At 68.2% G+C, this 20,973-nt stretch carries 23 protein-coding genes; 12 read left to right on the top strand and 11 right to left on the bottom strand.

All coding sequences use genetic code 11. From position 1 onward, the window contains the following. The first annotated feature begins 462 nt into the window (after positions 1-462). Positions 463-672: a hypothetical protein gene (locus IEX25_RS15660; protein WP_188716185.1), complete on the top strand. Its 210-nt coding sequence runs from the start codon at positions 463-465 to the stop codon at positions 670-672. A gap of 100 nt (positions 673-772) precedes the next feature. Here the strand turns inward: IEX25_RS15660 and IEX25_RS15655 are convergent, their stop codons facing one another. The 4 genes from IEX25_RS15655 to IEX25_RS15640 are packed head-to-tail and all read right to left on the bottom strand — an operon-like array spanning position 773 to position 5,162. After that, positions 773-2,161 carry a Coenzyme F420 hydrogenase/dehydrogenase, beta subunit C-terminal domain gene (locus tag IEX25_RS15655; protein ID WP_229665318.1) on the bottom strand — a complete coding sequence of 463 codons (1,389 nt, stop codon included), beginning with the start codon at positions 2,159-2,161 and terminating at the stop codon, positions 773-775. Beyond that, positions 2,158-3,213, bottom strand: a complete 1,056-nt coding sequence (locus IEX25_RS15650; RefSeq protein WP_188716183.1) for a polysaccharide pyruvyl transferase family protein — start codon at positions 3,211-3,213, stop codon at positions 2,158-2,160. The genes IEX25_RS15655 and IEX25_RS15650 overlap by 4 nt, the downstream gene beginning before the upstream one ends. Beyond that, positions 3,214-4,200, bottom strand: a complete 987-nt coding sequence (locus tag IEX25_RS15645; protein ID WP_268236161.1) for a Gfo/Idh/MocA family protein — start codon at positions 4,198-4,200, stop codon at positions 3,214-3,216. Beyond that, a complete protein-coding gene (locus IEX25_RS15640) occupies positions 4,197-5,162 on the bottom strand; it encodes an MDR/zinc-dependent alcohol dehydrogenase-like family protein (RefSeq protein WP_229665317.1) in 966 nt (321 codons plus the stop codon). The genes IEX25_RS15645 and IEX25_RS15640 overlap by 4 nt, the downstream gene beginning before the upstream one ends. Positions 5,163-5,263: 101 nt before the next feature. Between IEX25_RS15640 and IEX25_RS15635 the strand changes: the two genes are divergently transcribed. After that, entirely contained in the window at positions 5,264-5,839 is a 576-nt protein-coding gene (locus IEX25_RS15635; protein WP_188716181.1) for a DUF1003 domain-containing protein, read from the top strand. Here IEX25_RS15635 and IEX25_RS15630 read toward each other — a convergent pair. The 4 genes from IEX25_RS15630 to IEX25_RS15615 are packed head-to-tail and all read right to left on the bottom strand — an operon-like array spanning position 5,779 to position 9,239. Beyond that, a complete protein-coding gene (locus IEX25_RS15630; protein WP_229665315.1) occupies positions 5,779-6,903 on the bottom strand; it encodes an inositol-3-phosphate synthase in 1,125 nt (374 codons plus the stop codon). The genes IEX25_RS15635 and IEX25_RS15630 overlap by 61 nt on opposite strands. A 25-nt stretch (positions 6,904-6,928) precedes the next feature. Further along, a complete protein-coding gene (locus IEX25_RS15625; protein ID WP_103174667.1) occupies positions 6,929-7,861 on the bottom strand; it encodes a glycosyl hydrolase in 933 nt (310 codons plus the stop codon). Next, positions 7,858-8,634: a TIGR04290 family methyltransferase gene (locus IEX25_RS15620; RefSeq protein WP_188716179.1), complete on the bottom strand. Its 777-nt coding sequence runs from the start codon at positions 8,632-8,634 to the stop codon at positions 7,858-7,860. Before IEX25_RS15620 ends, IEX25_RS15625 begins: the two co-directional genes overlap by 4 nt. Positions 8,635-8,645: 11 nt before the next feature. Continuing rightward, a complete protein-coding gene (locus IEX25_RS15615) occupies positions 8,646-9,239 on the bottom strand; it encodes a histidine phosphatase family protein (RefSeq protein WP_188716177.1) in 594 nt (197 codons plus the stop codon). A gap of 135 nt (positions 9,240-9,374) precedes the next feature. Between IEX25_RS15615 and IEX25_RS15610 the strand changes: the two genes are divergently transcribed. Genes IEX25_RS15610 through IEX25_RS15570 form a run of 9 tightly spaced genes read left to right on the top strand, consistent with a single transcriptional unit; the run spans position 9,375 to position 18,280 of the window. After that, positions 9,375-10,490, top strand: coding sequence for an NAD-dependent epimerase/dehydratase family protein (locus IEX25_RS15610; RefSeq protein ID WP_188716175.1), 1,116 nt, complete (start codon positions 9,375-9,377; stop codon positions 10,488-10,490). Next, entirely contained in the window at positions 10,487-11,575 is a 1,089-nt protein-coding gene (locus tag IEX25_RS15605) for an SDR family NAD(P)-dependent oxidoreductase (RefSeq protein WP_188716173.1), read from the top strand. Before IEX25_RS15610 ends, IEX25_RS15605 begins: the two co-directional genes overlap by 4 nt. Then, complete coding sequence (locus IEX25_RS15600; protein WP_188716171.1) at positions 11,575-12,645, top strand: glycosyltransferase family 4 protein; 1,071 nt, start codon at positions 11,575-11,577, stop codon at positions 12,643-12,645. Before IEX25_RS15605 ends, IEX25_RS15600 begins: the two co-directional genes overlap by 1 nt. Beyond that, on the top strand, positions 12,642-13,751 hold the full coding sequence (locus IEX25_RS15595; protein ID WP_188716169.1) for a CgeB family protein: 1,110 nt from the start codon (positions 12,642-12,644) through the stop codon (positions 13,749-13,751). Before IEX25_RS15600 ends, IEX25_RS15595 begins: the two co-directional genes overlap by 4 nt. Continuing rightward, positions 13,748-14,830 carry a CgeB family protein gene (locus IEX25_RS15590; RefSeq protein ID WP_188716167.1) on the top strand — a complete coding sequence of 361 codons (1,083 nt, stop codon included), beginning with the start codon at positions 13,748-13,750 and terminating at the stop codon, positions 14,828-14,830. Before IEX25_RS15595 ends, IEX25_RS15590 begins: the two co-directional genes overlap by 4 nt. Continuing rightward, complete coding sequence (locus IEX25_RS15585) at positions 14,827-15,912, top strand: CgeB family protein (protein WP_188716165.1); 1,086 nt, start codon at positions 14,827-14,829, stop codon at positions 15,910-15,912. The genes IEX25_RS15590 and IEX25_RS15585 overlap by 4 nt, the downstream gene beginning before the upstream one ends. Before the next feature lie 5 nt (positions 15,913-15,917). Continuing rightward, positions 15,918-16,955, top strand: coding sequence for a UDP-glucuronic acid decarboxylase family protein (locus IEX25_RS15580; RefSeq protein ID WP_188716163.1), 1,038 nt, complete (start codon positions 15,918-15,920; stop codon positions 16,953-16,955). A gap of 27 nt (positions 16,956-16,982) precedes the next feature. Continuing rightward, complete coding sequence (locus tag IEX25_RS15575) at positions 16,983-17,882, top strand: glycosyltransferase family protein (protein WP_229665313.1); 900 nt, start codon at positions 16,983-16,985, stop codon at positions 17,880-17,882. Further along, positions 17,879-18,280, top strand: a complete 402-nt coding sequence (locus IEX25_RS15570) for a hypothetical protein (RefSeq protein ID WP_103174676.1) — start codon at positions 17,879-17,881, stop codon at positions 18,278-18,280. The genes IEX25_RS15575 and IEX25_RS15570 overlap by 4 nt, the downstream gene beginning before the upstream one ends. A gap of 213 nt (positions 18,281-18,493) precedes the next feature. Here the strand turns inward: IEX25_RS15570 and IEX25_RS20145 are convergent, their stop codons facing one another. After that, positions 18,494-19,150 carry a DUF2934 domain-containing protein gene (locus IEX25_RS20145; RefSeq protein ID WP_229665311.1) on the bottom strand — a complete coding sequence of 219 codons (657 nt, stop codon included), beginning with the start codon at positions 19,148-19,150 and terminating at the stop codon, positions 18,494-18,496. Here IEX25_RS20145 and IEX25_RS15560 point away from each other — a divergent pair. Continuing rightward, entirely contained in the window at positions 19,094-20,299 is a 1,206-nt protein-coding gene (locus tag IEX25_RS15560) for an NAD(P)/FAD-dependent oxidoreductase (protein ID WP_440589947.1), read from the top strand. The two genes, IEX25_RS20145 and IEX25_RS15560, sit on opposite strands and share 57 nt — an antisense overlap. Before the next feature lie 75 nt (positions 20,300-20,374). On the opposite strand, the gene IEX25_RS15555 is transcribed toward IEX25_RS15560, so the two are convergent. Next, entirely contained in the window at positions 20,375-20,536 is a 162-nt protein-coding gene (locus IEX25_RS15555) for a hypothetical protein (protein WP_158248072.1), read from the bottom strand. An 86-nt stretch (positions 20,537-20,622) separates the two neighbouring features. Next, the gene (locus IEX25_RS15550) at positions 20,623-20,820 is read right to left on the bottom strand and encodes a hypothetical protein (protein WP_188716161.1); all 198 of its coding nucleotides are present in this window, start codon (positions 20,818-20,820) and stop codon (positions 20,623-20,625) included. Positions 20,821-20,973: the final 153 nt, after the last annotated feature.

The raw sequence follows: 20,973 nt of genomic DNA, 5'->3' as shown, positions 1-20,973 counted from the left end.
TAGCTCGTCAGGCTCATAACCTGAAGGCCGCAGGTTCAAATCCTGCCCCCGCAACCAACATTCCCCATCAAGCCCTCGCCAAACGCGAGGGCTTTCGCATGTCCGTCGATACCAGTGCCAGGATGGCCGCAAGCTCGCCCACGAGTTCGATGCGGCACCGCCCGGCGCCGAAGCGGCAGGCATCAGCCCGATCCCAAAGATCAAACCGCAAAACGCTTAGAACATCGGCTGGTTGAAGAAGGCCTGATCAGCGCTTTCCCGTCAAGCAACGGCTGTGGGCGTCGCTGCTGCAGAAGCCGGCCCCATGGCCGATCAACTCTTTGCTTCCGTCGCCGTCACAGGCCCGCAGGCAGGTCTCCTTGCTACAGAGCTTTGCGCGGCTCGCTAGAGCCGGTGGCGCTTACCGCTGAGATTGCCGCGCGCGGATCAGAAACTACTCTCCCGCCACCTTCCCGTCCTCGCATGCAAGGTCTTTACACCCGGCGCGACGGCAAGCAGCTGATCACGCCCCTGCGTGATCCGGTTCGGGTGAACGTCGGCATGCTGCGTCCGCTTGATCAGTGTCTTGCTAACCTTGGTTGCAGCCACAGCCACTTTCGCCCTGAATACCGGTCCGAATGCCGGGCTGTCGCACCTGGTGGAGTCGTCTGGCTGATGCCGCCGTTTCCGTGAGCTGGTTTTTGGTTTTTCCACCGCTGTTCTCAGCGCGTCGCGGAATGATCGACCGTGCTCCCTCGAAACCAAACTGTCCAACCAGCTCGTTTACCAGCCCTCAGGGCAAGCGGGTGTCATCGTGCCGTCCGTTTGCCATTCGCTCGATCCTGGCGAACAGCGGGGCAAGCCTGCCGCGGCAGTAGGTCAATCCCTCATAGATCACATAGGCTTTCCTTGCCCAGCCGAGATAGATCTGTGGGCGGCCGGTTGCAGCGGCCAGCCATGCCATCCGGTGAGACCCGCGGCTGATCGCGGCGCGGGTGCGATAGACCAGCTTCCTGCGCCACCCGATCCCTGCCGCCGATGGTGCCACACGCTTGATCGGGCGAATGCCACGCCTGGCCCAGGTGAGGCGATAGGCCAGCCCCTCGCGACGCTGGCGGAAGCCTGCGGCCTGGGTGTCGGCCACGAAATCGGCATCGACCTGCTCAAGGTCCAGCCGCCCCTGCGCGCGGGCCTCGTCGATCAGGCGCTGGATCAGGGGCGCGCGGACCACCACCACGTTGGTCCCGCGGCCGTCCGAGGAATAGGGCTCGACCCAGGCGTCGCCGAAGCTGACATCCGCCGTTTCCGCCACCACGTCGTCGCAGAAATTGCAGGCCGAGTTCTGGAAATAGCCCGCGCCCCAGTCGCCGTCGGCCAGGTGGAACCATTCGTTCTGCACCGTGCTGCCGTCGTCCAGCGTCAGATGCGCCGTGTACCAGTTCGCGGGCCGGTTCGCGTCCTTCAGCCGGTATTCGACGGCCCGCACCCGGTCGTGGTCCGCGCCAAGCTGCCAGGCGAAGCTTTCGACGAAGCGCGCGCTTTTCATGTGGCCGCAGAAGAGGCCCAGCATATGCGTGATCCGTTCCGCCAGAACGGCATCCTGCGCACGGGCCAGATGCACCACCTTGATGAAGCAAGGGATGCCGACCACCGCATAGCGGCCGGGTGTGGCGCGGACCTGATCCAGCACCTCGGCCAGATGGATCGGGTGATAGCGGGACCGGGCGCCGGCCAGCAGTTCCTCCTCGGACCGGCTGATGCGATAGCCGAAGAAGGGTTCGCCCGGTCGGCCGGGGTGGACGTGAAGGACTCCGTCGATCTCTCCGCGCCGCATCAGTTCGGCGGCGACCCAGCTGACCATGCCGCCGGAACTGCCGCGTTCGCGGAAGGGCGGTTCGGTCGCCGCGCCGACATGGCAGGAGGTATAGCGGCCCAAGCGGGCGTCGTGCTGCGGCGCCTCGGGGAAGCGCGCGGCGGCGATCTGGTCCTCGTTCGTCGCCTCGGGCGAGAAGGGGCAGAGCTTGGCGAACCCCTCGCTGCGCCGGTGGGTCGCGGGGCCAGTGGGCTTCAACTGGCCGTAACCGTCCCAGGCCATCTGCGCGTCGGTGCCCGAGGTACAGGCCCCGCAGCCGATGCAGAGGCCCGAGCGGACGATCTGTGCAGGGCTGAGCGCCCGCGTCATGCCTGCCCCGCCAGCGCCGCGTTCAGCCAGTCCTCCGACTGCGCCCGCAGTTCCGCAATGCGCGCCAGGACCCCCCCTGACACCGGCTCGGCCAGCAATGCGCCTACATCGGCGGGGTCGCGGTCCTCGAAGGTCAGGTGGCGTTCCGCCCCCAGCAGCGCGGCCAGGTCGCGGACCTTGGTCCAGCGGTAATCCGAGGGCGCGCAGACCAGCGGCTTGCCGTTCACCAGCGCGAAGCAGCAGCCGTGGAAATAGGTTGTCGCCACTGCTTCGGCCCCCGCCACCAGCGCCGCGAAGTCCTGCGGTCCGGCATCCAGCCGCTGCTCGTCGGCCCAGTCGTTGCGATAGCCCACGCTGAGCGTCCGCAGGCCCCTTGCACGGGCGGCCTCGCTGACGCGGGTGGCGAACCAGTCGGGGATGTGGTGGCCATAGACCAGAACGTAAGGCGCTTCATCGGCGGCCTCGACCTTGGGCGGGTTGAGCAGCACCGGGTCCAGCACCATCGCCGGTTCGGCGCCCGTGGCCCCTTCCACCAGCCCGAAGCTGTTGTCGTCGCGTACCGAGATCGCGTCCAGATCACGCAGGCGTTCCGCCCATTGCGGCTCGACGAAATCGGCGGCGTAGTTCCCGAAGCTTGCCGCATAGGTCACGACGCGCGGCGCGGCGATCCCTTCGCCCCAGAAGACGGGCTTGCCGCCATACCAGGGATGCGAGAGGTTCAGCACCTCGTCGCTGCCGATCACCGCAAGGTCCACCGGCGGCATCGCCTCGGGCGCGTCCAGATCGAAAGGCGCGGACAAGGGCAGCGTTTCGAAAGCCTGCACAAACTTGCGCAGCTTGCGCCCGTATTGCGCCACATCCGCGCGGGACGACCGCTGCGGCGTCAGCGGCTGGAAGGCATAGCGCCATTCGCGCGAGGTCACGTCACGGGACTGGTGGTCCAGCAGCACGGCGTCATGGCCGCGGGCGGCGATGGCCTCGACCAGGCAGCGGGCCTGCCAGTAGCTGCCGTAGTTGATGCAGCGGTGAAAGGTCAGGACACCGACCCGCATTTATCGCCCGTAGATCCGGTCGATCACCTGCGCGACCGTCACCAGATGCCGCGCCTCGTCGTCGTAGCGCGCGCCCTGCGCCAGCCGCGTCAGCCAGTCCACCGCCGCGCGCCCGCCCCAGTCGTCAGGCGGCTCGGCCAAGGCTTCCGCGCGGATATGGTGATGCCGCTCGGCCCGCAGGTCGTAGAAGGAGCCGTTGACGTTTCGCAGGCTCGCGCCCCCTTCGGTGCCATAGAACTCGGCCGCGATCACCGCCTCTCGCCCCGCCTGCAGGCCCCAGGAACAGGCGAGCCGCACCACCGTCCCGCCCGCAAGGTCCAGCATGGCGAGGGCGTAATCCTCGACTTGGCGCGAGGGATCGGCCAGCGGCGCGCCCTTGGCGTAAAGGCGGCTTTCGACGCGCTCGACCTCGGGCCAGCCGAGCGACCACAGCGCGAGGTCGATCAGGTGAACGCCCAGGTCCACGACGCAGCCGCCGCCCGACAGATTCGGGTCATAGAACCAGGGCTTGTCCGGCCCCCAGGCGTTGTGGAAGGTCACGTCCACGCCGAAGACATGGCCCAAGGCGCCCGCGTCCAGCAGCGGCCGGATCGCGCCCATCGCGGCGGTCTGGCGATAGGACAGGTCCACGCCCAGCAGCCGGTCGGCGCGGCGCGCGGCCTCGACCACCTGCGCCACCTCGGGGCCGGTGCGGCCCAGCGGCTTCTGGCAGAAGACCGCCTTGCCGGCATTCAGCGCGGCGATGGACTGTTCCGCATGGGCGGCGCTCGGGGTGGCGATCACCACCGCGTCGATGTCTTCGCGCAGCAGCGCGTCCAGCCCATCCACCCGCCTGGCGCCCGATGCCAGCGACAGCGCCTCGGCGGCGCAGGTGTCGTCGGGCTCAGCCACCGCTACGATCTCGGCCAGCCCCGTCGCGGCCAGCGCCGCCATCCGGTGCCGCCCGATCCAGCCGGTGCCGAGGAAACCCAGACGGGGGCGGCTCACAGCGCCATCCAGGCCTTGACGAAGGCGCCCGGCTTGTCGCGGGTCGCGGCCAGCGCCTCACCCAATTGATCCAGCGCATAACTCCCGGTCAGCAGCGGCCCCAAGTCCAGTCGGCCCGAGGCCAGCGCATCGACCGCCGCGCGCAGGCCTGCCATGCGGACACCCGCGTCACGTTCATGGGCGCTGGCGATGTCGATGCCCTTCCAGTTCCACATCTGCATGTTCACTTGCCGGGGTCCGTCCTGGTGATAGCCTGCGATCACCAGACGCCCGCCCTCGGCCACGAGTTCCCCGGCCAGATCAAGGGGCCACTGCTTGCCCACGCATTCGATCACCCGAGGGGCCATGCGGCCATCGGTCAGGCGCTTCACATCCTCGATGATGCGCCAATGATCGTCCATGGGGATGGTTTCCGCCGCGCCCATCCGGCGCGCCAGGTCCAGCGTTTCCGCCCGGCGCGACACGGCGATGACCCTTGCCCCCGCATCCACGGCCAGCCGCGTCAGGATCGCGCCCAGAAAGCCGATGCCGACGATCACCACCGTCTGGCCCGCGCGGATATCGGACCGCGCAAAGATGTTCATGGCGCAGGCCACGGGTTCCCCGGGAACCGGCATCCCTTCCAGGGACGCGGGCAGCGGCACCACCATGTCGGCCTGCGCCAGATCGTATTCGGCATAGGACCGTTCCGTCAGCGCCGTCACGCGGTCGCCTACCGACAGGCCCTCGACCCCCTCGCCCAAGGCCACGATGCGGCCCCAGCCCTCGTGACCCATGCCGCCCGGCGCGCCGGGCCAGGTGGACCAGGGCTGGCCTTCCCAGGGTTCGACGTTCGACGCGCAGACGCCGCAGCCTTCCAGGCGGATCAGCACCTCGCCCGCGCCGGGCTGGGGGACGGGCACTTCGGCCACGGAAAATCGCTGCGGTCCCTCAAGGACCGCCGCACGCATGGTCTGGATCATAGGACTTCTCCTGGAACCCGGGCGCTGCCCGGTTCCTTGTTCTTGGCAGGCTTGGCGAGGCTGTCATGGACCAGAAAGATCCCGTCCCCCCCGGCGAGGACATGAAAGAGCAACTGACCAGCAACATCCTGCGGCTGGTCCGGCGCCGCCGGCAAGAGGACGCCCGCGCTTCGATCAGCGACAAGATCGCCGAACGGATCACGCGCATCGCGGGGTCGATGACCTTCATCCTGCTGCATGTCGTCTTTTACGGCGGGTTGCTGCTGGTGCTGACCGACCTGATCCCCATTCCCGTCCCCTTCGGCGAGGGTCTGGGGCTGATCGGCTCCGTCGCCTCGACCGAGGCGATCTTCCTGTCGCTGTTCGTGCTGATGAACCAGCGGCGTGAGGAACAGCGCGCCGATGCCCGCGCCGACTTCACCCTGCATGTCAGCCTGCTGACCGAGGACGAACTGACCAAGCTTGCGAGCGTGATCCACCGGATGGCCGAAAGGCTGGACGTGCCCGTCGACGAAGGCGCGGCCCAGGAGGTCGAGAAGAACGTCGATCCCGAGCAGGTCCTGGACGCGCTGGAGGAAGTGGAGGGGGAGGGCGCCCCCGGTCATCCCGGCAGCGGTCACGACAGGGATGCGGCCACGGGCAAGCCTTCGGCGATAAAGGCCTCGACCGCCTCATAGGCCTCGTCGTCGGTCATCTGCTCGGGCGGGTGCTTGCAGAAATAGGCGGCAGGCGCCAGCACCGGCCCGGCAAGGCCCCGGTCGCGGGCAATGGCGGCGCAGCGGATCATGTCGATGGCGACGCCCGCGGAATTCGGGCTGTCCTCGACCGACAGGCGCAGTTCCAGGTTCATGGGCACGCCGCCGAACAACTCGCCCTCCATCCGCAGGAAGCAGACCTTGTTGTCGTTCTGCCAGGCGACGTAATCGGAGGGGCCGACATGGATATTCTCGTCCGCGATGCGGTCGGCGGCGACCGACTGCACGGCCTCGGTCTTCGAGATCTTCTTCTTTTCCAGGCGTTTGTGGTTCGCCATGTTCAGGAAGTCGGTGTTGCCGCCGGTGTTCAACTGATAGGTCCGGCACAGCTTGACGCCGCGCTTGTGGAACAGGTCGGTCAGCACCCGATGCACGATGGTCGCGCCAAGCTGGGCCTTGATGTCGTCGCCGATGATCGGCACGCCCGCCTTTTCGAACCGTTCCGCCCAGGCCGGGTCCGAGGCGATGAAGACGGGGATGTTGTTGACGAAGGCCACGCCCGCTTCCAGCGCGCATTCGGCATAGAATTCGGTCGCCTTCTGGCTGCCCACGGGCAGATAGTTCATCAGCACGTCCACCCGCGCGTCGCGCAGCGCGGCCACGACCTCGTCGCGCGTGGGTTCGGGTTCGTCGGCGGGCAGGAAGGTCCGCGCCTCGGGGTAATCGGCCATGTGTTCGGCCACGCCGTCCAGGACGCGGCCCATGCGGACCACGGCGCCGGTATCGGGCACCTCGGGGGCAAAGACGGCCGTGCAGTTGGGCAGGGCGAAGATCGCCTGGGCCACGTCGCGGCCCACCTTGCGGGCGTCGATGTCCCAGGCCGCGACCACCCGGATGTCATCGGGGCGATAGCCCGCAAGGCTGTGGTGCATCAGCCCCGTGGCATCGTTTCGCCCGGCATAATGCGTCAGCCCCTGCACCAGGGAACTGGCGCAGTTGCCGACCCCGACGATGGCGATGTTGATCGGCATATGGGCGTCTTTCATGTAGGGGCCTTCCGGTCTGGACGGGTCAAGTCAGGGCCGACAGCAATGTAGCTGGCTGGGTCTCAACACGGCGGGGCGCGTATCGTTCAATCATCGTGGCACAGAAATCCGCGAATTGTTGCGGATCATGCGGCGGGCTGGTGTGATGCGCGCCGGGGCCCAGGTGTTCGGGCGTGAAGCAGAAGGTCACGGTGGTGTCGAAATCGGCCAGCGCCTCCATCTGCCGGTCGAACCAGCCCAGCGCGTCGGGGCGGAAGCTGTCGGCCCAGGACAGGCCGGTGCGCAGGTGCCGCACGCCCAGCCGCTTCATCCAGGCCACCGCATCGTCAAGGCGCGGATCCTGGTAATGGAACCACTGCATCAGCCCCATGTCGGCGGCGTGCGGCGCATAGGCGTCAAGCCCCGGCTTGGGCGTGCCGTCGGCGCGGATCAGGCCCATGTAGAAATGGCGGTAATAGGAACTGCCCTCGGCCTCGCGGTGGCGTGTCGTGGCGCCCCATTCCTGCGGCAGGTCGAACAGCGAATACCAGAAGATGCGCGGCACGCGGCCGACCAGCAGTTCGGCGGTCTTCTGGACGCCGAAAACCTGCACCTCCTCGGCGCCGAAGGATCCGACGCCGACCTCGGTCACCCAGACGGGCTTGTCCGTGACGGCCTCGATCTCGGCCACCTTGGCGGGCCATTCGTGGATCTGCCACAGGTTCCAGTCCAGCGGAAAGCCGTGGACCGCGACCACGTCCACATGATCCAGCGCCCCATGCCCTTCCATCCGCTGCACCCACAAGGGGTCGATGGGCGACATGCCGCCCAGGACGCGGGTCACGGCCGGGTTCACATCCCTGATCGCCTGCCCGGCCAGCGACACGCATTGGCCGAAGCGCGACCAGTCGGGGTCCAGTTCGGGATCCCAGTGGGACTTGTTGTTCGGCTCGTTCCAGATCATCGCGGCTTCGATCATCGGGCGGCTTCTCCTTGGTTGGGACAGGCGGGATAGACCGCCGCCGGTCCGTATTCGGCAAATGGCACCGGGGCGGTGCGGCACAGATAGACCTCGTCGGCGGGGCCGGCGAGGGCGGAAAAGCCCGAGGCGCGCAGCATCGCCTCGACCCCCGCGCGGTTCGGGACCCACCAGTTGGTCCAGTCATTGGCCCATTGCCGCTCGATGAAGGCCATGCGGGGCCAGTCGGGCGCCTGGAAATGGGCGTCTTCCGAAAAGTCGTAATCCTCGGCAGCCTGGGCCACCGTGTCGGGGCCGCGCGTCAGGGTCTGGAACAGCATCAGGTCGCCCGCGACATGTTCCCGGATCAGATCCAGCGCCAGCAGCGGATGGCGCAGGTGATACAGCACCCCCATGAAGATCACGAGGTCGAAGCGTTCCCCCAGCGCAGCCACGTCATAGACGCCCATCTGCCGGAACTCGACCCCGTCCATGTCCAGCACCTCGGCGGCAAAGCGGGCCTGCGCCAGATAGCGGGCGTCGGTGTCGATGCCCAGCACGCGGGCGGCCCCGCGCCTGCGCATCTCGAAGCTGTAGAAGCCGGCGTTGCAGCCGATGTCCAAGACCGTCTTGCCGGTCAGATCCGCGGGAAGCAGATGCGCGAAACGAGAGAACTTGTCCGCAGGGTAATCGCCCAGGAAATGCGACGGCGCGGTCCTGACGCCCTTCAGATCCAGGTTCTGGAACCAGGGGCCAAGTCCTTCTGCTTTCTGGGCAATCTGCGCTGCGTTCATTATCCGTTCCGTCATTCCCTGCCGTTAATGGTTAGGACATGAGCCATGCCTTGTCCATGCGCCATCACCCAACTGACCGAAGCCGGGTCGATGTCGAAGCGCAGGATGTTGTCCAGGGGCAGGCCCAGGACATGGGCGATCACCCCCCGGATCACGTCGCAATGGCTGACGCAAAGGACCGGCCCGCCGCCCTGCCGCGCAAGCCCGTCCAGATGGGCCATGGCGCGCGACACGGCGGCACCCATCGTCTCGCCCCCCGGCGTGGGCGCGGTCCCCCGCGCCGCGTTCCAGTGCCGCCAGGCGGGATCGCCGTCCAGGTCGGCAAAGCGCGCGCCCGACCAGGCGCCGAAGTCGATCTCGTCCAGGGCGTCGTCCCGGACCGGGGTCAGGCCCAGGCCTTGCCCCAGGATCGCGGCGGTCTCGATTGTGCGGCGGCGGGGGCTTGTGGCGATGGCCGCAATGCCCCGCCCGGCCAGCCGGTGGGACAGGGCGGCGGTCTGATCCCGCCCCGCCGCGTTCAGCGCGATATCGCGCGTCCGCCCGCTCAGCCAGGTGCCCAGGTCGTCATGCGCACCGTGGCGGACCAGGCCAATCAGCACGCTCATGCGCCGCCCCGGGCAGGCTGGCGGGGGGCCGGGCAACAAAGATGAAGAAGAAGATGGAACCAAATCTGCATGGGGGCTTTTACATCACAACACTGATACCGTTGCAATTTCTGAAACAACAGGACGGGGGACACATTGGAAAAGGTTCTGATCACGGGCGGCGCGGGGTTCATCGGGCGCTTCGTCACGGACGAGTTGCTGCGGCGCGGCCATCAGGTTCGCGTGCTGGATGCGCTGATCCCGCAGGTCCATGGCGACGGCGCGGGACGCCCCGATGCGCTGAATGCGGAAGCCGAGTTCATCCAGGGCGACGTGCGCGACGGGGATGCCATTGCCCGCGCGCTGAAGGGCGTGGACAGCGTGATCCATCTGGCCGCCGAGGTCGGCGTGGGCCAGTCCATGTACGAGGTCGAGCGATATACATCCACGAACGACGTGGGCACCGCCGTCCTGTTCGAGAAGCTGATCGACAACCCCGTGCGCCGCGTCGTCACCGCCTCCTCGATGTCCATCTATGGCGAGGGGCTTTACAAGGATGCCGACGGCCAGACGGTCGAGGATGCCGAGCGCGTGGGCATCCGCGACGGGCTGAAGCAATGGGATCCGACCGACGTCCAGGGCCGCCCCCTGACCCCCGTCGCGACGCCCGAATGGAAGCGCCCGAACCTTGCCTCCATCTATGCGCTGAACAAGTTCGTGCAGGAACGCACCACCCATATCATGACGGCCCCTTACGGGATCGAGGGCGTGTGCCTGCGGCTGTTCAACGTCTTCGGCCCCGGACAGGCGCTGTCGAACCCCTATACCGGGGTGCTGGCGATCTTCGCCTCGCGCTACCTCAACGGCCAAGCGCCGATGATCTTCGAGGATGGCGAACAGCGCCGCGATTTCGTCCATGTCTCGGACGTGGCCCGCGCATTCGCCGAGGCGCTGTCCCTGCCGCAGGCGGCGGGCGGCACCTTCAACATCGGGTCCGGCCATGACCGGTCCGTGACCGAGGTCGCGCAGGAACTGGGCCGCGCCATGGGCCGTAATTCGCTGGAACCGCAGATCGTCGGCAAGGCCCGGATCGGCGACATCCGCCATTGCTTCTGCGACACGCGGCTTGCCGCCGAAAAGCTGGGCTTCACCGCGCAGACGGATTTCCGCGAGGGGCTTGCCGAACTGGCCGAATGGGTCGCCAGCCAGACGGCGGTGGACAACGTGGAAAAGATGCGGGCCGAACTCGACAAGCGCGGGCTGGTGGCATGACCGGGCGCACCGACGCATCGGCCGATCCCCGGCCCGTGCTGGTCACGGGGGGCGCGGGCTTCATCGGCTCGAACCTCGCCGACCGGCTGGCCTCGGACGGTCACCGGGTCATCGTCTATGACGCCCTGAGCCGCCCCGGCGTGGAACGCAACCTGTCCTGGCTGCAATCCCGTCACGGCGACCGGATCGAGCATGTCCAGGCCGACATCCGCGACGCCGCCCGCATGGCGGCGGCCGCGCAACAGGCGAAGGTGGTCTTCCACCTGGCCGCGCAGGTCGCCGTGACCACCAGCATGGTCGAGCCGGTCGAGGACATGACGATCAACCTGATCGGCACGATGAACCTGCTGGAGGCCCTGCGTGCCAAGAACGACGGCACGCCGCTGGTCTTTGCGTCCACGAACAAGGTCTATGGCGATCTGGCGGATCTCGACTTCGCGCTGGAGGGCGAGGCCTATCGCCCCACCGACGGCGATGTCCGCGCTCATGGCATCGGCGAGGCACGCCCGCTGGATTTCCATACGCCCTATGGCTGTTCCAAGGGCGCGGCGGACCAATATGTGCTGGACTATGCGCGCAGCTTCGGCGTGCCGACCTGCGTCTTGCGGATGTCCTGCATCTATGGCCAGCGCCAGATGGGGACCGAGGATCAGGGCTGGGTCGCCCATTTCCTGATCCGCGCCCTGAAAGGGCAGGGGATCACGCTTTACGGCGACGGCTGCCAGGTGCGCGACATCCTGGACGTGTCCAACGCGGTCGAGGCCTATCTGGCCGCCTGGGACCGCATCGACCGGGTTTCGGGCCGCGTCTTCAACCTGGGCGGCGGGCCGCGGAACGCGGTCAGCCTGCGGCAGTTGCTGGACTTTGTGGGCCGGATCATCGACCGGCCCGTGGACATCGCCTATTCCGACTGGCGGGCGGGCGACCAGCGTTACTTCGTGGCCGATACCCGCGCGGCGGACCAGGCGCTGGAACTCTCGCCCAAGGTGGACTGGCAGGACGGCGTGACCCGGCTGGCGCAATGGCTGGCATCCGAGGGCGGGATCAACCTGCCCATCGGCCAACCCCTGGCGAAATCCGCATGATGCGGGTGCTGATGACCACCGACGCGGTCGGCGGGGTCTGGCAATATTCGCTGGAACTGGCGGGGGCCTTGGATGCCGAGGTCACGCTCGCGGTGCTTGGTCCCGCGCCCGACCCGGACCAGCGCGCGGCGGCGGATGCGGCGGGTGTTACCCTGGTTGAAACCGGCCTGCCGCTGGACTGGCTGAGCGACGGCCCCGCACCCGTGCTGGCGGCGGGCGAGGCCGTGGCGCAACTGGCCCGTCAGCTCGGCGCGGATCTGGTGCATCTGAACGCCCCGGCTCTGGCCGTGGCGCGGTTTGACCAGCCGGTCGTGGCGGTGAACCACGGCTGTCTTGGCACCTGGTGGGACGCGGCGCGCGGCGGTCCGGTGGACCCCGCGCTGGCCTGGCTGCCCGATCTTGTGGGACAGGGCCTGCGCGCGGCGGATTGCGTGGTGGCGCCGACCCGCGCCTATGCCGAGGCCACGGCCCGACGCTATGGCCTGCCGGTGACGCCGGCGGCGGTCCACAACGGCCGCACCGCGATGCCCTTGCCCGACGCGCAGCCCTTTCCCGGCGCGCTGACAGTCGGGCGGCTGTGGGACGAGGTGAAGGACATCGCCACGCTGGACGCCGCCGCCGCCCTGCTGGACGCCCCCTTCGTCGCCATCGGCGCCACCCGCGCACCCCATGGCGCGACGGTCGCGCCAGCGCATCTGCAGGCGACCGGCCCGCTGCCCGCCGAAGGGCTAGCCGGCTGGCTTGCCCGCCGCCCCGTCTTTGCCAGCGCAGCCCGGTTCGAACCCTTCGGCCTTGCCGTCCTCGAGGCCGCGCAGGCGGGTTGCCCGCTGGTGTTGTCGGACATCCCGACCTTCCGCGAACTCTGGGACGGCGCCGCCATCTTCGTTCCCTCCGGCGACGCGCCGGGCTTCGCCGGGGCCATCGCCGCCCTGCTCGCCGATCCCGACCGCCACGCCGCCCAAGGCGAAGCCGCACGCCTGCGCGCCGCCCGTTATACCCCCGCCGCGATGGCCGCGCAGATGTCCGGCATCTACCGCGACCTCCTTTCGGCCAAGGACAAAGCCGCATGAAGATCGTCTATTTCACCCATTCGCTGCAAAGCTGCTGGAACCATGGCAACGCCCATTTCCTGCGCGGCGTGCTGCGGGAACTGGCGGCGCTCGGCCACCATGTCCGCGCGCTGGAGCCGCAGGGCGCCTGGAGCCTCGACAACCTGCTGCGCGACCACGGCGCGGCGGGGCTGGAGCCCTTCCGCCGGAACTACCCCGAGCTGACGGTCGAGACCTACGACCCCGCCGCCGACCCGGTGGAGCTTGCGGGCAGCGCCGATCTGGTGATCGTCCACGAATGGAACGACCCCTCGCTGGCGGCCACCTTGGGCAAGGCCCGCAAGGGAGGTGCCCGCTTCAAGCTGCTGTTCCACGACACCCATCACCGCGCGGTCAGCGAGCCGGATGCGATCCGTGCCTTCGACCTGTCGGGCTTTGACGGCGTGCTGGCCTTTGGCGAGACTCTGTCCCAGGTCTATCGCCGCTGGGGCTGGGGCGACCGCGTCTGGATCTGGCACGAGGCCGCCGACACAAGGCTGTTCCACCCGCCCGTGCAGGAAAGCGCACGCGAGGGGCTGGTCTGGATCGGCAACTGGGGCGACGGCGAACGGACCGAGGAACTGGAAAACTTCCTCTTCCGCCCGGCGCAGCAGGCGGACCTGCCGCTGGACATCTACGGCGTGCGCTACCCGGCCGAGGCGCTGGCGACGCTGGACCGCTATGGCATCCGCTATCACGGCTGGGCGCCCAATGCGGCCGCGCCGGGAATCTTCGCGCGCCACATGGCGACGGTCCATGTCCCCCGCCGCTTCTACACCACGATGCTGCCCGGCATCCCCACCATCCGCGTCTTCGAGGCGCTGGCCTGCGGCATCCCGCTGGTATCCGCGCCATGGCAGGACAGCGAGAACTTGTTCCGCCCCGGACAGGACTTCCTGTTCGCGCAGGACGGCGGGGAAATGACCGCCCGCCTGCGCGATCTGGCAAACGACCCGGCCCTGCGCGCCTCGCTTGTCTCGCACGGGCTGGAGACCATCCGCACCCGCCACACCTGCGCCCATCGTGCGCAGGAACTCCTCTCCATCGCCGGAACGCTCGGCCTCAACCTCGGAGCCTCTGCGGCATGAAGATCGCATTCTACGGATCGAGCCTGCTGTCGTCCTATTGGAACGGCGCGGCCACCTATTACCGCGGCATCCTCGGCGAACTCGCCAAGCGCGGCTATGACATCACCTTCTATGAACCCGATGCCTTCGACCGCCAGAAGCACCGCGACATCGACCCGCCGGACTGGTGCCGGTCGGTCGTCTATCCCGCGACGGAAGACGCCATGCGCGGCGTCCTGGCCGAGGCGGCGGATGCGGACATCGTGGTGAAAGCCAACGGCGTCGGCGTCTTCGACCGGGAACTGCTGGAAGGCGTGGTGGCGCAAGCCAAGCCCGGCGCGCTCAAGATATTCTGGGACGTGGACGCGGCGGCCACGCTGGACGAGATGCGCGCCGACGACAGCCATCCCGTGCGGCGCGCGCTGCCCGGCCTCGACATGGTGCTGACCTATGGCGGCGGCCCGCCCGTGGTGGACGCCTATCGCGGCTTCGGCGCGAAGCTGTGCGAGCCGGTCTATAACGCGCTGGACCCCGCGACGCATCATCCCGCGCCCGCCGATCCGAAATTCGCATCCGACCTTGCCTTCCTGGGCAACCGCCTGCCGGATCGCGAGGCGCGGGTCGAGGAGTTCTTCCTCAAGCCCGCCGCGATGCTGGCTGACCGCAGCTTCCTGATCGGCGGGAACGGCTGGGACAGCAAGCCTATGCCCGGCAATGTCCGCCATCTGGGCCATGTCTATACGCATGAACACAACGCCTTCAATTGCACGCCCCTGGCGGTCCTGAACGTCGCCCGCGACAGCATGGCGAATGTAGGCTTTTCCCCCGCCACCCGCGTCTTCGAGGCGGCGGGGGCGGCCGCCTGCCTGATCACCGATGCCTGGGAAGGGATCGAGCAGTTCCTGACCCCGGATACCGAGGTGCTGGTCGCCCGCGACGGACAGGACGTGGCGGATCACCTGGCGGCCCTGACCCCGGAACGCGCGAAGGCAATCGGCCAGGCTGCGCTGGCGCGGGTCAAGGCGGAACATACCTATGCCCTGCGCGGCGCGCAGGTGGACGCGCTGTTCAAGGCGCAGGCGAAGGGGATGGCGGCATGAAGCTGGTCGTTCTTGGCCTGTCGCTGTCGTCGTCCTGGGGGAATGGCCATGCCACCACCTTCCGCGCGCTGCTGAAATCCTTTGTCCGGCGCGGGCACGAGGTGCTGTTCCTGGAACGCGACGTGCCATGGTATGCCAGCCAGCGGGATCTTCTGGACCCCGACTGGTGCCGGCTGGAATTCTATGCTGACCTTCCCGGCCTTGAACGCTGGCGCGACCAGATCGCGGCGGCGGATGCGGTGATCGTCGGCAGCTATGTCCCCGAGGGGGTCGAGGTGTCCCGCCGCGTCCAGAAATGGGCGCGCGGCACCACCGGCTTCTACGACATCGACACGCCGGTCACGCTGGCGAAGCTGGAACGGGGCGACCACGAATATCTCTCGCCCGCCGTGATCCCCGGCTTCGACGTCTATCTGTCCTTCACCGGCGGCCCGACGCTGCGCCATATCGAAAGCCGCTATGGCTCGCCCATGGCACGGGCGCTCTATTGCTCGGTGGACCTCGACCTTTACGGGCCGCGAGAGGTGCCGAAGCGCTGGGACCTGTCCTATCTGGGCACCTATAGCGACGACCGCCAGCCGACCTTGGAACGGCTGCTGCTGGAGCCCGCCCGCCGCCGCCCGGACCTGTCCTTCGTGGTGGCCGGGCCGCAATATCCGGCGGACATCGTCTGGCCGGAAAACGTCGAGCGGATCGAGCATTGCCCGCCCGCCGACCACGCCGCCTTCTATTCGACCAGCCGCTTCACGCTGAACGTGACGCGGGCCGACATGATCCGGGCGGGATACTCGCCATCCGTCCGCCTGTTCGAGGCCGGGGCCTGCGCCACGCCCATCATCTCGGACAAGTGGGACGGGATCGAGACGCTGTTCCAGCCGGGACGGGAAATCGTGCTGGCCGATGGCGCGGCGGATGTTCTGGCGGCGCTGGACCGCGACGCCGGGGCCATGGGCCGGGCGGCGCGGGCGCGGATCGAGGCCGCGCATAGCGCCGATCATCGCGCGGCCGAACTGGAAGCGCATCTGGCCGAAGCGGCAAACCACAAGGCTGGCATCCGTCCAGTCGAAACAGCAGGGGGATAAGCAGCATGAGGAAACAAACCGACCTGGACCCCGGTTCCCGCGGAACCGTGCAACCCCTGTCCCTGAACGTCGTCGCGGGCGGCGCGGGCTTCATCGGATCGCATCTTTGCCGGGCTTTGCTGGACCGGGGGGAATCGGTCCTCTGCCTCGACAACCTGCAGACCTCGCGCCCGTCGAACCTGCGGGCGCTGGAAGGCCAGCCCCGCTTCCGCTTCTTGCGCCACGACATCACCCAGCCCCTGCCGGCGGAACTGCTGCGCCTGGCCACGCGCATCACCCGCGTCTGGAACCTGGCCTGCCCGGCCTCGCCGCCGCATTACCAGCGTGACCCGGAACACACGATGCTGACCAATGTCGTCGGCACTAACCACCTGCTGCACCTGGCCGAGGCCGCCAAGGCGCGCTTCCTGCTGACCTCGACCAGCGAGGTTTACGGCGACCCCGAGATCCATCCCCAGGCCGAGGATTACCGGGGCAATGTCAGCTGCACCGGCCCCCGCGCCTGCTATGACGAGGGCAAGCGCGCGGCGGAATCGCTGGCCTTCGATTACGCCCGCGCGGGCCGGGCGCAGGTGCGCGTGGCGCGCATCTTCAACACCTATGGCCCCAACATGGACCCCAATGACGGGCGCGTGGTGTCGAACCTGATCTGCCAGGCGTTGCGCGGGGACGAACTGACCGTCTATGGCGACGGCAGCCAGACGCGCAGCTTCTGCTATGTCTCGGACATGGTGGCGGGGCTGATGGCGCTGATGGCGGCCGATATCGACGGGATGGAGCCCGTGAACCTGGGCAACCCCGCCGAGATGACGGTGAACGAACTGCTGGGCCATGTCGTGACCCTGACCGGCACGCGCGCGCCCGTGGTGCATCGCCCGCTGCCCGTGGACGACCCGCGCCGCAGGCGGCCCGACATCAGCCGCGCACGCGCGCTGCTGGACTGGGCGCCCCAGGTGCCCCTGGCCGAGGGGCTGGAGGCGACCTGCGCCTGGTTCGCGGCGGAACTGGCGGCGGAACCCGCGGCGGCAGGGGCCGCGGGCTAGGGTCGCGGCGGCGCGGCGGCCGGCATCATGACGGACAGCGATCCCTGGACCAATGCCATGCGGCGCGGGGACTTTCCCGCGGCTTGGGCCATTGCCGACGCGGCGCTGAGGCGGCGCGATCCGGCCCTGCGCGACGATCCGCGCCTGCCCTATCACCTGCGCTGGGTCTGGGACGGGCGGCCCTTCGCGGGGCGCGATGTGCTGGTGCGCTGTTACCACGGCTTGGGCGACACGCTGATGTTCTCGCGCTTCCTGCCGCTGCTGGCGCGGCGAGCCGCGCGGGTCACGGTGGAAATGCAGCCCCATCTTGTGCCGCTGTTCCGGGGCTTTCCGGGCATCGACCGGCTGGTGCCCTTCGACGTGGCCCATCCCCTGCCGCCGCAGGATTGCGATATCGAGATCATGGAACTGCCGCTTGCCTTGCGCGCCGGCCCGTCCGACGCGCCGCTTCCCGCGCTGGACATCGTTGCGCCCGCCCCGCTGCCGCCCGACACGGTGGGGCTGTGCTGGGGCGCGGGCGACTGGGACGCCCGGCGATCCGTGCCCGAGGCCATGTTTGCGCCCTTCTGCACGGGGCCGGCGCTGTCCCTGATGCCGGGGCCGACCGCGCTTCCCGTCCTGAACCCGGCCGGCTGCCCGCTGGACATCATGCAAACGGCCCAGCTTGTGGCCGGATGCGCGCTTGTCGTCACGGTGGATACGATGATCGCCCATCTGGCCGGGATCCTGGGACGGCCGGTCTGGCTGCTGGTCCAGCACGATCCCGACTGGCGCTGGCCCATCCAGGCCGAATGCACCCCATGGTATCCGACGATGCGCGTCTGGCGCCAGTCCGCCCCCGGCGATTGGACCGGCGTGATCGGCAGGGCGGTCGCGGCCCTGGATCGCGCAACCCGGTTTCAGCCTGCAGAAGGTAGATCAGCATGACATCGACGTTCCGTTCCGCGCCGCTTGCCCCCGTGTCCTGGGGCGAACTTCTGGACAAGATCACCATCCTGGAAATCAAGGCGGCCCGCATCTCTGACCCGGCCGCCCGCGCCAATGTGGACCGCGAGCTTGCCCTGCTGCGCGAGGTCGCGGCACCCGTCCTGCCGCAGCCGGGCCTTGCCGTCCTGATCGACGGCCTGCGCCGCGTGAACCTTGATCTGTGGCAGATCGAGGACGACATTCGCGCCAAGGAAGCCGCCGCCCGGTTCGACGAGGAATTCATCGCGCTGGCGCGCTCGGTCTATCTGAAGAACGACAAAAGGGCCGCGTTGAAGCGCGAGATCAACACCCTGCTGCGATCCGAACTGGTCGAGGAGAAATACCACCCTTGCGGCTGACGGAGGTTTCAAGAAGAAGCCGCGGCCTCTGGTGACGGTCGATCCTGCGGATGCGGCTGGATGATCCGCGCCGAAAGCCTCACCCCCCGGGATCCCCTGCCGAATCCGGCGCATCGGCGGTCATCCTGGTCCGGGGGCAGGTTCATGGCCTTCTATTCGGGGGCGGAACGGCTCTCGTGACCTCCATTCCGCAACCCGGCATGGCGTGGCGCCTCAGCGGCTTTCGCCCGTATCGGAATCCCCCGATGCAAGCGCTTCTTCCGCTTCATCAAGGCCACCGGCCGTTCCGCCTTCGCCTGCTTCGATGATGCGCCCGTCTGCCCGGCCGCCGTCATCAGGGGCAACCTCGGCAGGAAGTTCGGACAGGCCTTGGTACTCCCCTCCTTCAAGAAGCGCATCGTCGCCCGGTATGCCAAGCTCGTCCCGAGCCTGCGCCCAATGCTGGGCCTCGCGGCCCTCGGGGCGGCCTTCAGCTTCCCAGATCTGATACGCGCGATGGCGAATGTGTTCGTCGTCCTGCATGGTGCCCTCCGGGATCATTTGCAGCCGAACCACGGCCGGGGCAAAATGTTCCTGAACGCAAGAGCAGCCGAGTGGGGTCAAGGGCATCGCGCCCCGTCGGAACGAAGACGCGGCTTGGAATGGCGGGAAGTCCGCGTCAGTCGTCGCGCCGGACGGCGAAATGCCCTTGAGCGACACGGGCACAGAAACAAATGGCGCCGTCAAAGGTTCGGGAACAGGATCCGTTTTCTCGAGGCCATCATGAAACATCGCGTCGTCGTCGTCGGGGCCGGCTTTGCCGGCTTGCAGCTGGTGCAGGACCTGGCGGGGGCCGATTGCGCAATCACGCTGATCGACCAGCGCAACCATCACCTGTTCCAGCCGCTTCTGTATCAGGTCGCGACGACGCTTCTGGCGACGTCCGAGATCGCCTGGCCCATTCGCCGGGTGCTGCGCGGCCGGCCAGAGGTCGTGACCCTGCTGGCCCGCGTGACAGGGGTGGACCGGGACGCGGGGCAGGTTGTTCTGGACAACGGGGACCGGATCCCCTTCGACACCCTGGTGCTGGCGACCGGCGCGCGACACGCCTATTTCGGCCATGACGAATGGGAGGCCGATGCCCCCGGCCTGAAAACCCTGGAAGACGCAACCACCATCCGCCGCCACCTGCTTCTGGCCTTCGAGCGCGCGGAACTAGCCCATGATCCGGCGGAACGCGACGCGAACCTGACCTTTGCCATCATCGGCGGCGGGCCGACGGGGGTAGAGCTTGCCGGGATCGTGGCCGATCTGGCGCATCGCGTCCTGCCGCGGGAATTCCGGCGCATCGACACCCGCACCGCGCGGATCATGCTGATCGAGGCGGGACCGCGCGTCCTGCCGGTCTTTCCGCAGGGGCTGTCCGATTACGCGGCGGCGGCCTTGCAGCGGCGCGGCGTGCAGGTCCTGACCGGGCAGCCGGTGACCGGCATCTCGGCCCGCGATGTCACCATCGGCGAAAGCCCGGTTCCCTGCCGGACGGTCATCTGGGCTGCCGGGGTGCAGGCCTCGCCGGCGGCGGAATGGCTGGGGGCACCGGCCGACCGCGCGGGGCGGGTGATGGTCGATGCGCACCTGACCCTGCCCGGCGATCCCCGGATCCTCGTTCTGGGCGACACCGCCCATGTCGAGGCGGATGGCAAGCCGGTGCCGGGCCTGGCCCCGGCGGCCAAGCAGCAGGGCAGGTATGCGGCGGCCCTGATCAAGGCACGGCTGGCCGGAAAGCCGTTCCCGAAGCCCTTCCGCTATGTCCATCAGGGCAATCTGGCCACCATCGGACGCAATGCCGCCGTGATCGATCTTGGCCGCATCCGCATGACGGGCTGGTTGGCCTGGTGGATCTGGGGCATCGCCCATGTCTATTTCCTGATCGGGGTCAGGTCGCGGCTGGCGGTCGCCATCAGTTGGCTGTGGAGCTTTCTGTCCCGGCAGAATCCAGCCCGCCTCATCACGCAGAAGGACACGGCCCGGCGCAGGTGATCGGCCCGCGCTGGGTTCGGGGGCGCGAAGACAACGGGGCGGGATGCTGACCGCCCAGCGATCCCGCCGACCCGGCTATTGGTTTTCCTGCGGGTTGCCGGGCGTCTTGCCGGTCTTTGCCGGGTTCATGACATCGAACTCCTCGGGGGAATGAGGAACGCCCTCATGGTCGCCCTGACCATGCTGGCGCGGGGGATCGGTGGCAGGATTGGGTTGCTTGGGACGTTCACGGGTCATGATGGTTCCTCCTGAACCACAACCCTGGGCCAGGGCCGGTTGTTCCGCCTGGGCCGCAAGATGGATCGTGGCAGGCCATCGGGCGATCAGATCGCGGGAAGCCTGAACGGAACGACCTCTGGGTCCTCCCTCGGCCCGAGCGCCTCGGGCTTTCGCCAGCAGGGCTTGCCGAGCTTGGGCGCGATACCCGGATGATCCCTGGGCCGTGCTTTGCACAGCCGGTGGATGACCGGCAGGTCCGGGTGCCGGACCTGAATGGCTTCAGCAAGCTGCAAACCCGTCATCCGCGGCCATGATCGTGGACGACGTCTTTCGTGATGGCACTTGTTCGCATACTGCCCGGACCGGCCCGGAAAGGCACGCGCGTCATCAGGAAAAGGGCGCAACCATCTGTCAAAGTTGCCTGGACCGGATTATCCCTTTGTCTTGCAAACATG

This window comes from Paracoccus acridae, assembly GCF_014642735.1.
Taxonomy (GTDB): domain Bacteria; phylum Pseudomonadota; class Alphaproteobacteria; order Rhodobacterales; family Rhodobacteraceae; genus Paracoccus; species Paracoccus acridae.
Note: the sequence above shows the minus strand (reverse complement) of the source record. Positions and strands in the feature narration are given on the sequence as shown.

Coding starts and splice junctions, on each gene's coding strand:
- IEX25_RS15650 (WP_188716183.1), bottom strand. CDS start 3,213: ATGCGGGTCGGTGTCCTGACCTTTCACCGCTGCATCAACTACGGCAGC.
- IEX25_RS15555 (WP_158248072.1), bottom strand. CDS start 20,536: ATGACCCGTGAACGTCCCAAGCAACCCAATCCTGCCACCGATCCCCCG.
- IEX25_RS15575 (WP_229665313.1), top strand. CDS start 16,983: ATGACGGACAGCGATCCCTGGACCAATGCCATGCGGCGCGGGGACTTT.
- IEX25_RS20145 (WP_229665311.1), bottom strand. CDS start 19,150: ATGGTTGCGCTGGTCGATCAGCGTGATTGCGCAATCGGCCCCCGCCAG.
- IEX25_RS15635 (WP_188716181.1), top strand. CDS start 5,264: ATGAAAGAGCAACTGACCAGCAACATCCTGCGGCTGGTCCGGCGCCGC.
- IEX25_RS15640 (WP_229665317.1), bottom strand. CDS start 5,162: ATGATCCAGACCATGCGTGCGGCGGTCCTTGAGGGACCGCAGCGATTT.
- IEX25_RS15570 (WP_103174676.1), top strand. CDS start 17,879: ATGACATCGACGTTCCGTTCCGCGCCGCTTGCCCCCGTGTCCTGGGGC.
- IEX25_RS15625 (WP_103174667.1), bottom strand. CDS start 7,861: ATGATCGAAGCCGCGATGATCTGGAACGAGCCGAACAACAAGTCCCAC.
- IEX25_RS15620 (WP_188716179.1), bottom strand. CDS start 8,634: ATGAACGCAGCGCAGATTGCCCAGAAAGCAGAAGGACTTGGCCCCTGG.
- IEX25_RS15580 (WP_188716163.1), top strand. CDS start 15,918: ATGAGGAAACAAACCGACCTGGACCCCGGTTCCCGCGGAACCGTGCAA.
- IEX25_RS15615 (WP_188716177.1), bottom strand. CDS start 9,239: ATGAGCGTGCTGATTGGCCTGGTCCGCCACGGTGCGCATGACGACCTG.
- IEX25_RS15630 (WP_229665315.1), bottom strand. CDS start 6,903: ATGAAAGACGCCCATATGCCGATCAACATCGCCATCGTCGGGGTCGGC.
- IEX25_RS15605 (WP_188716173.1), top strand. CDS start 10,487: ATGACCGGGCGCACCGACGCATCGGCCGATCCCCGGCCCGTGCTGGTC.
- IEX25_RS15590 (WP_188716167.1), top strand. CDS start 13,748: ATGAAGATCGCATTCTACGGATCGAGCCTGCTGTCGTCCTATTGGAAC.
- IEX25_RS15660 (WP_188716185.1), top strand. CDS start 463: ATGCAAGGTCTTTACACCCGGCGCGACGGCAAGCAGCTGATCACGCCC.
- IEX25_RS15550 (WP_188716161.1), bottom strand. CDS start 20,820: ATGACGGGTTTGCAGCTTGCTGAAGCCATTCAGGTCCGGCACCCGGAC.
- IEX25_RS15655 (WP_229665318.1), bottom strand. CDS start 2,161: ATGACGCGGGCGCTCAGCCCTGCACAGATCGTCCGCTCGGGCCTCTGC.
- IEX25_RS15585 (WP_188716165.1), top strand. CDS start 14,827: ATGAAGCTGGTCGTTCTTGGCCTGTCGCTGTCGTCGTCCTGGGGGAAT.
- IEX25_RS15595 (WP_188716169.1), top strand. CDS start 12,642: ATGAAGATCGTCTATTTCACCCATTCGCTGCAAAGCTGCTGGAACCAT.
- IEX25_RS15600 (WP_188716171.1), top strand. CDS start 11,575: ATGCGGGTGCTGATGACCACCGACGCGGTCGGCGGGGTCTGGCAATAT.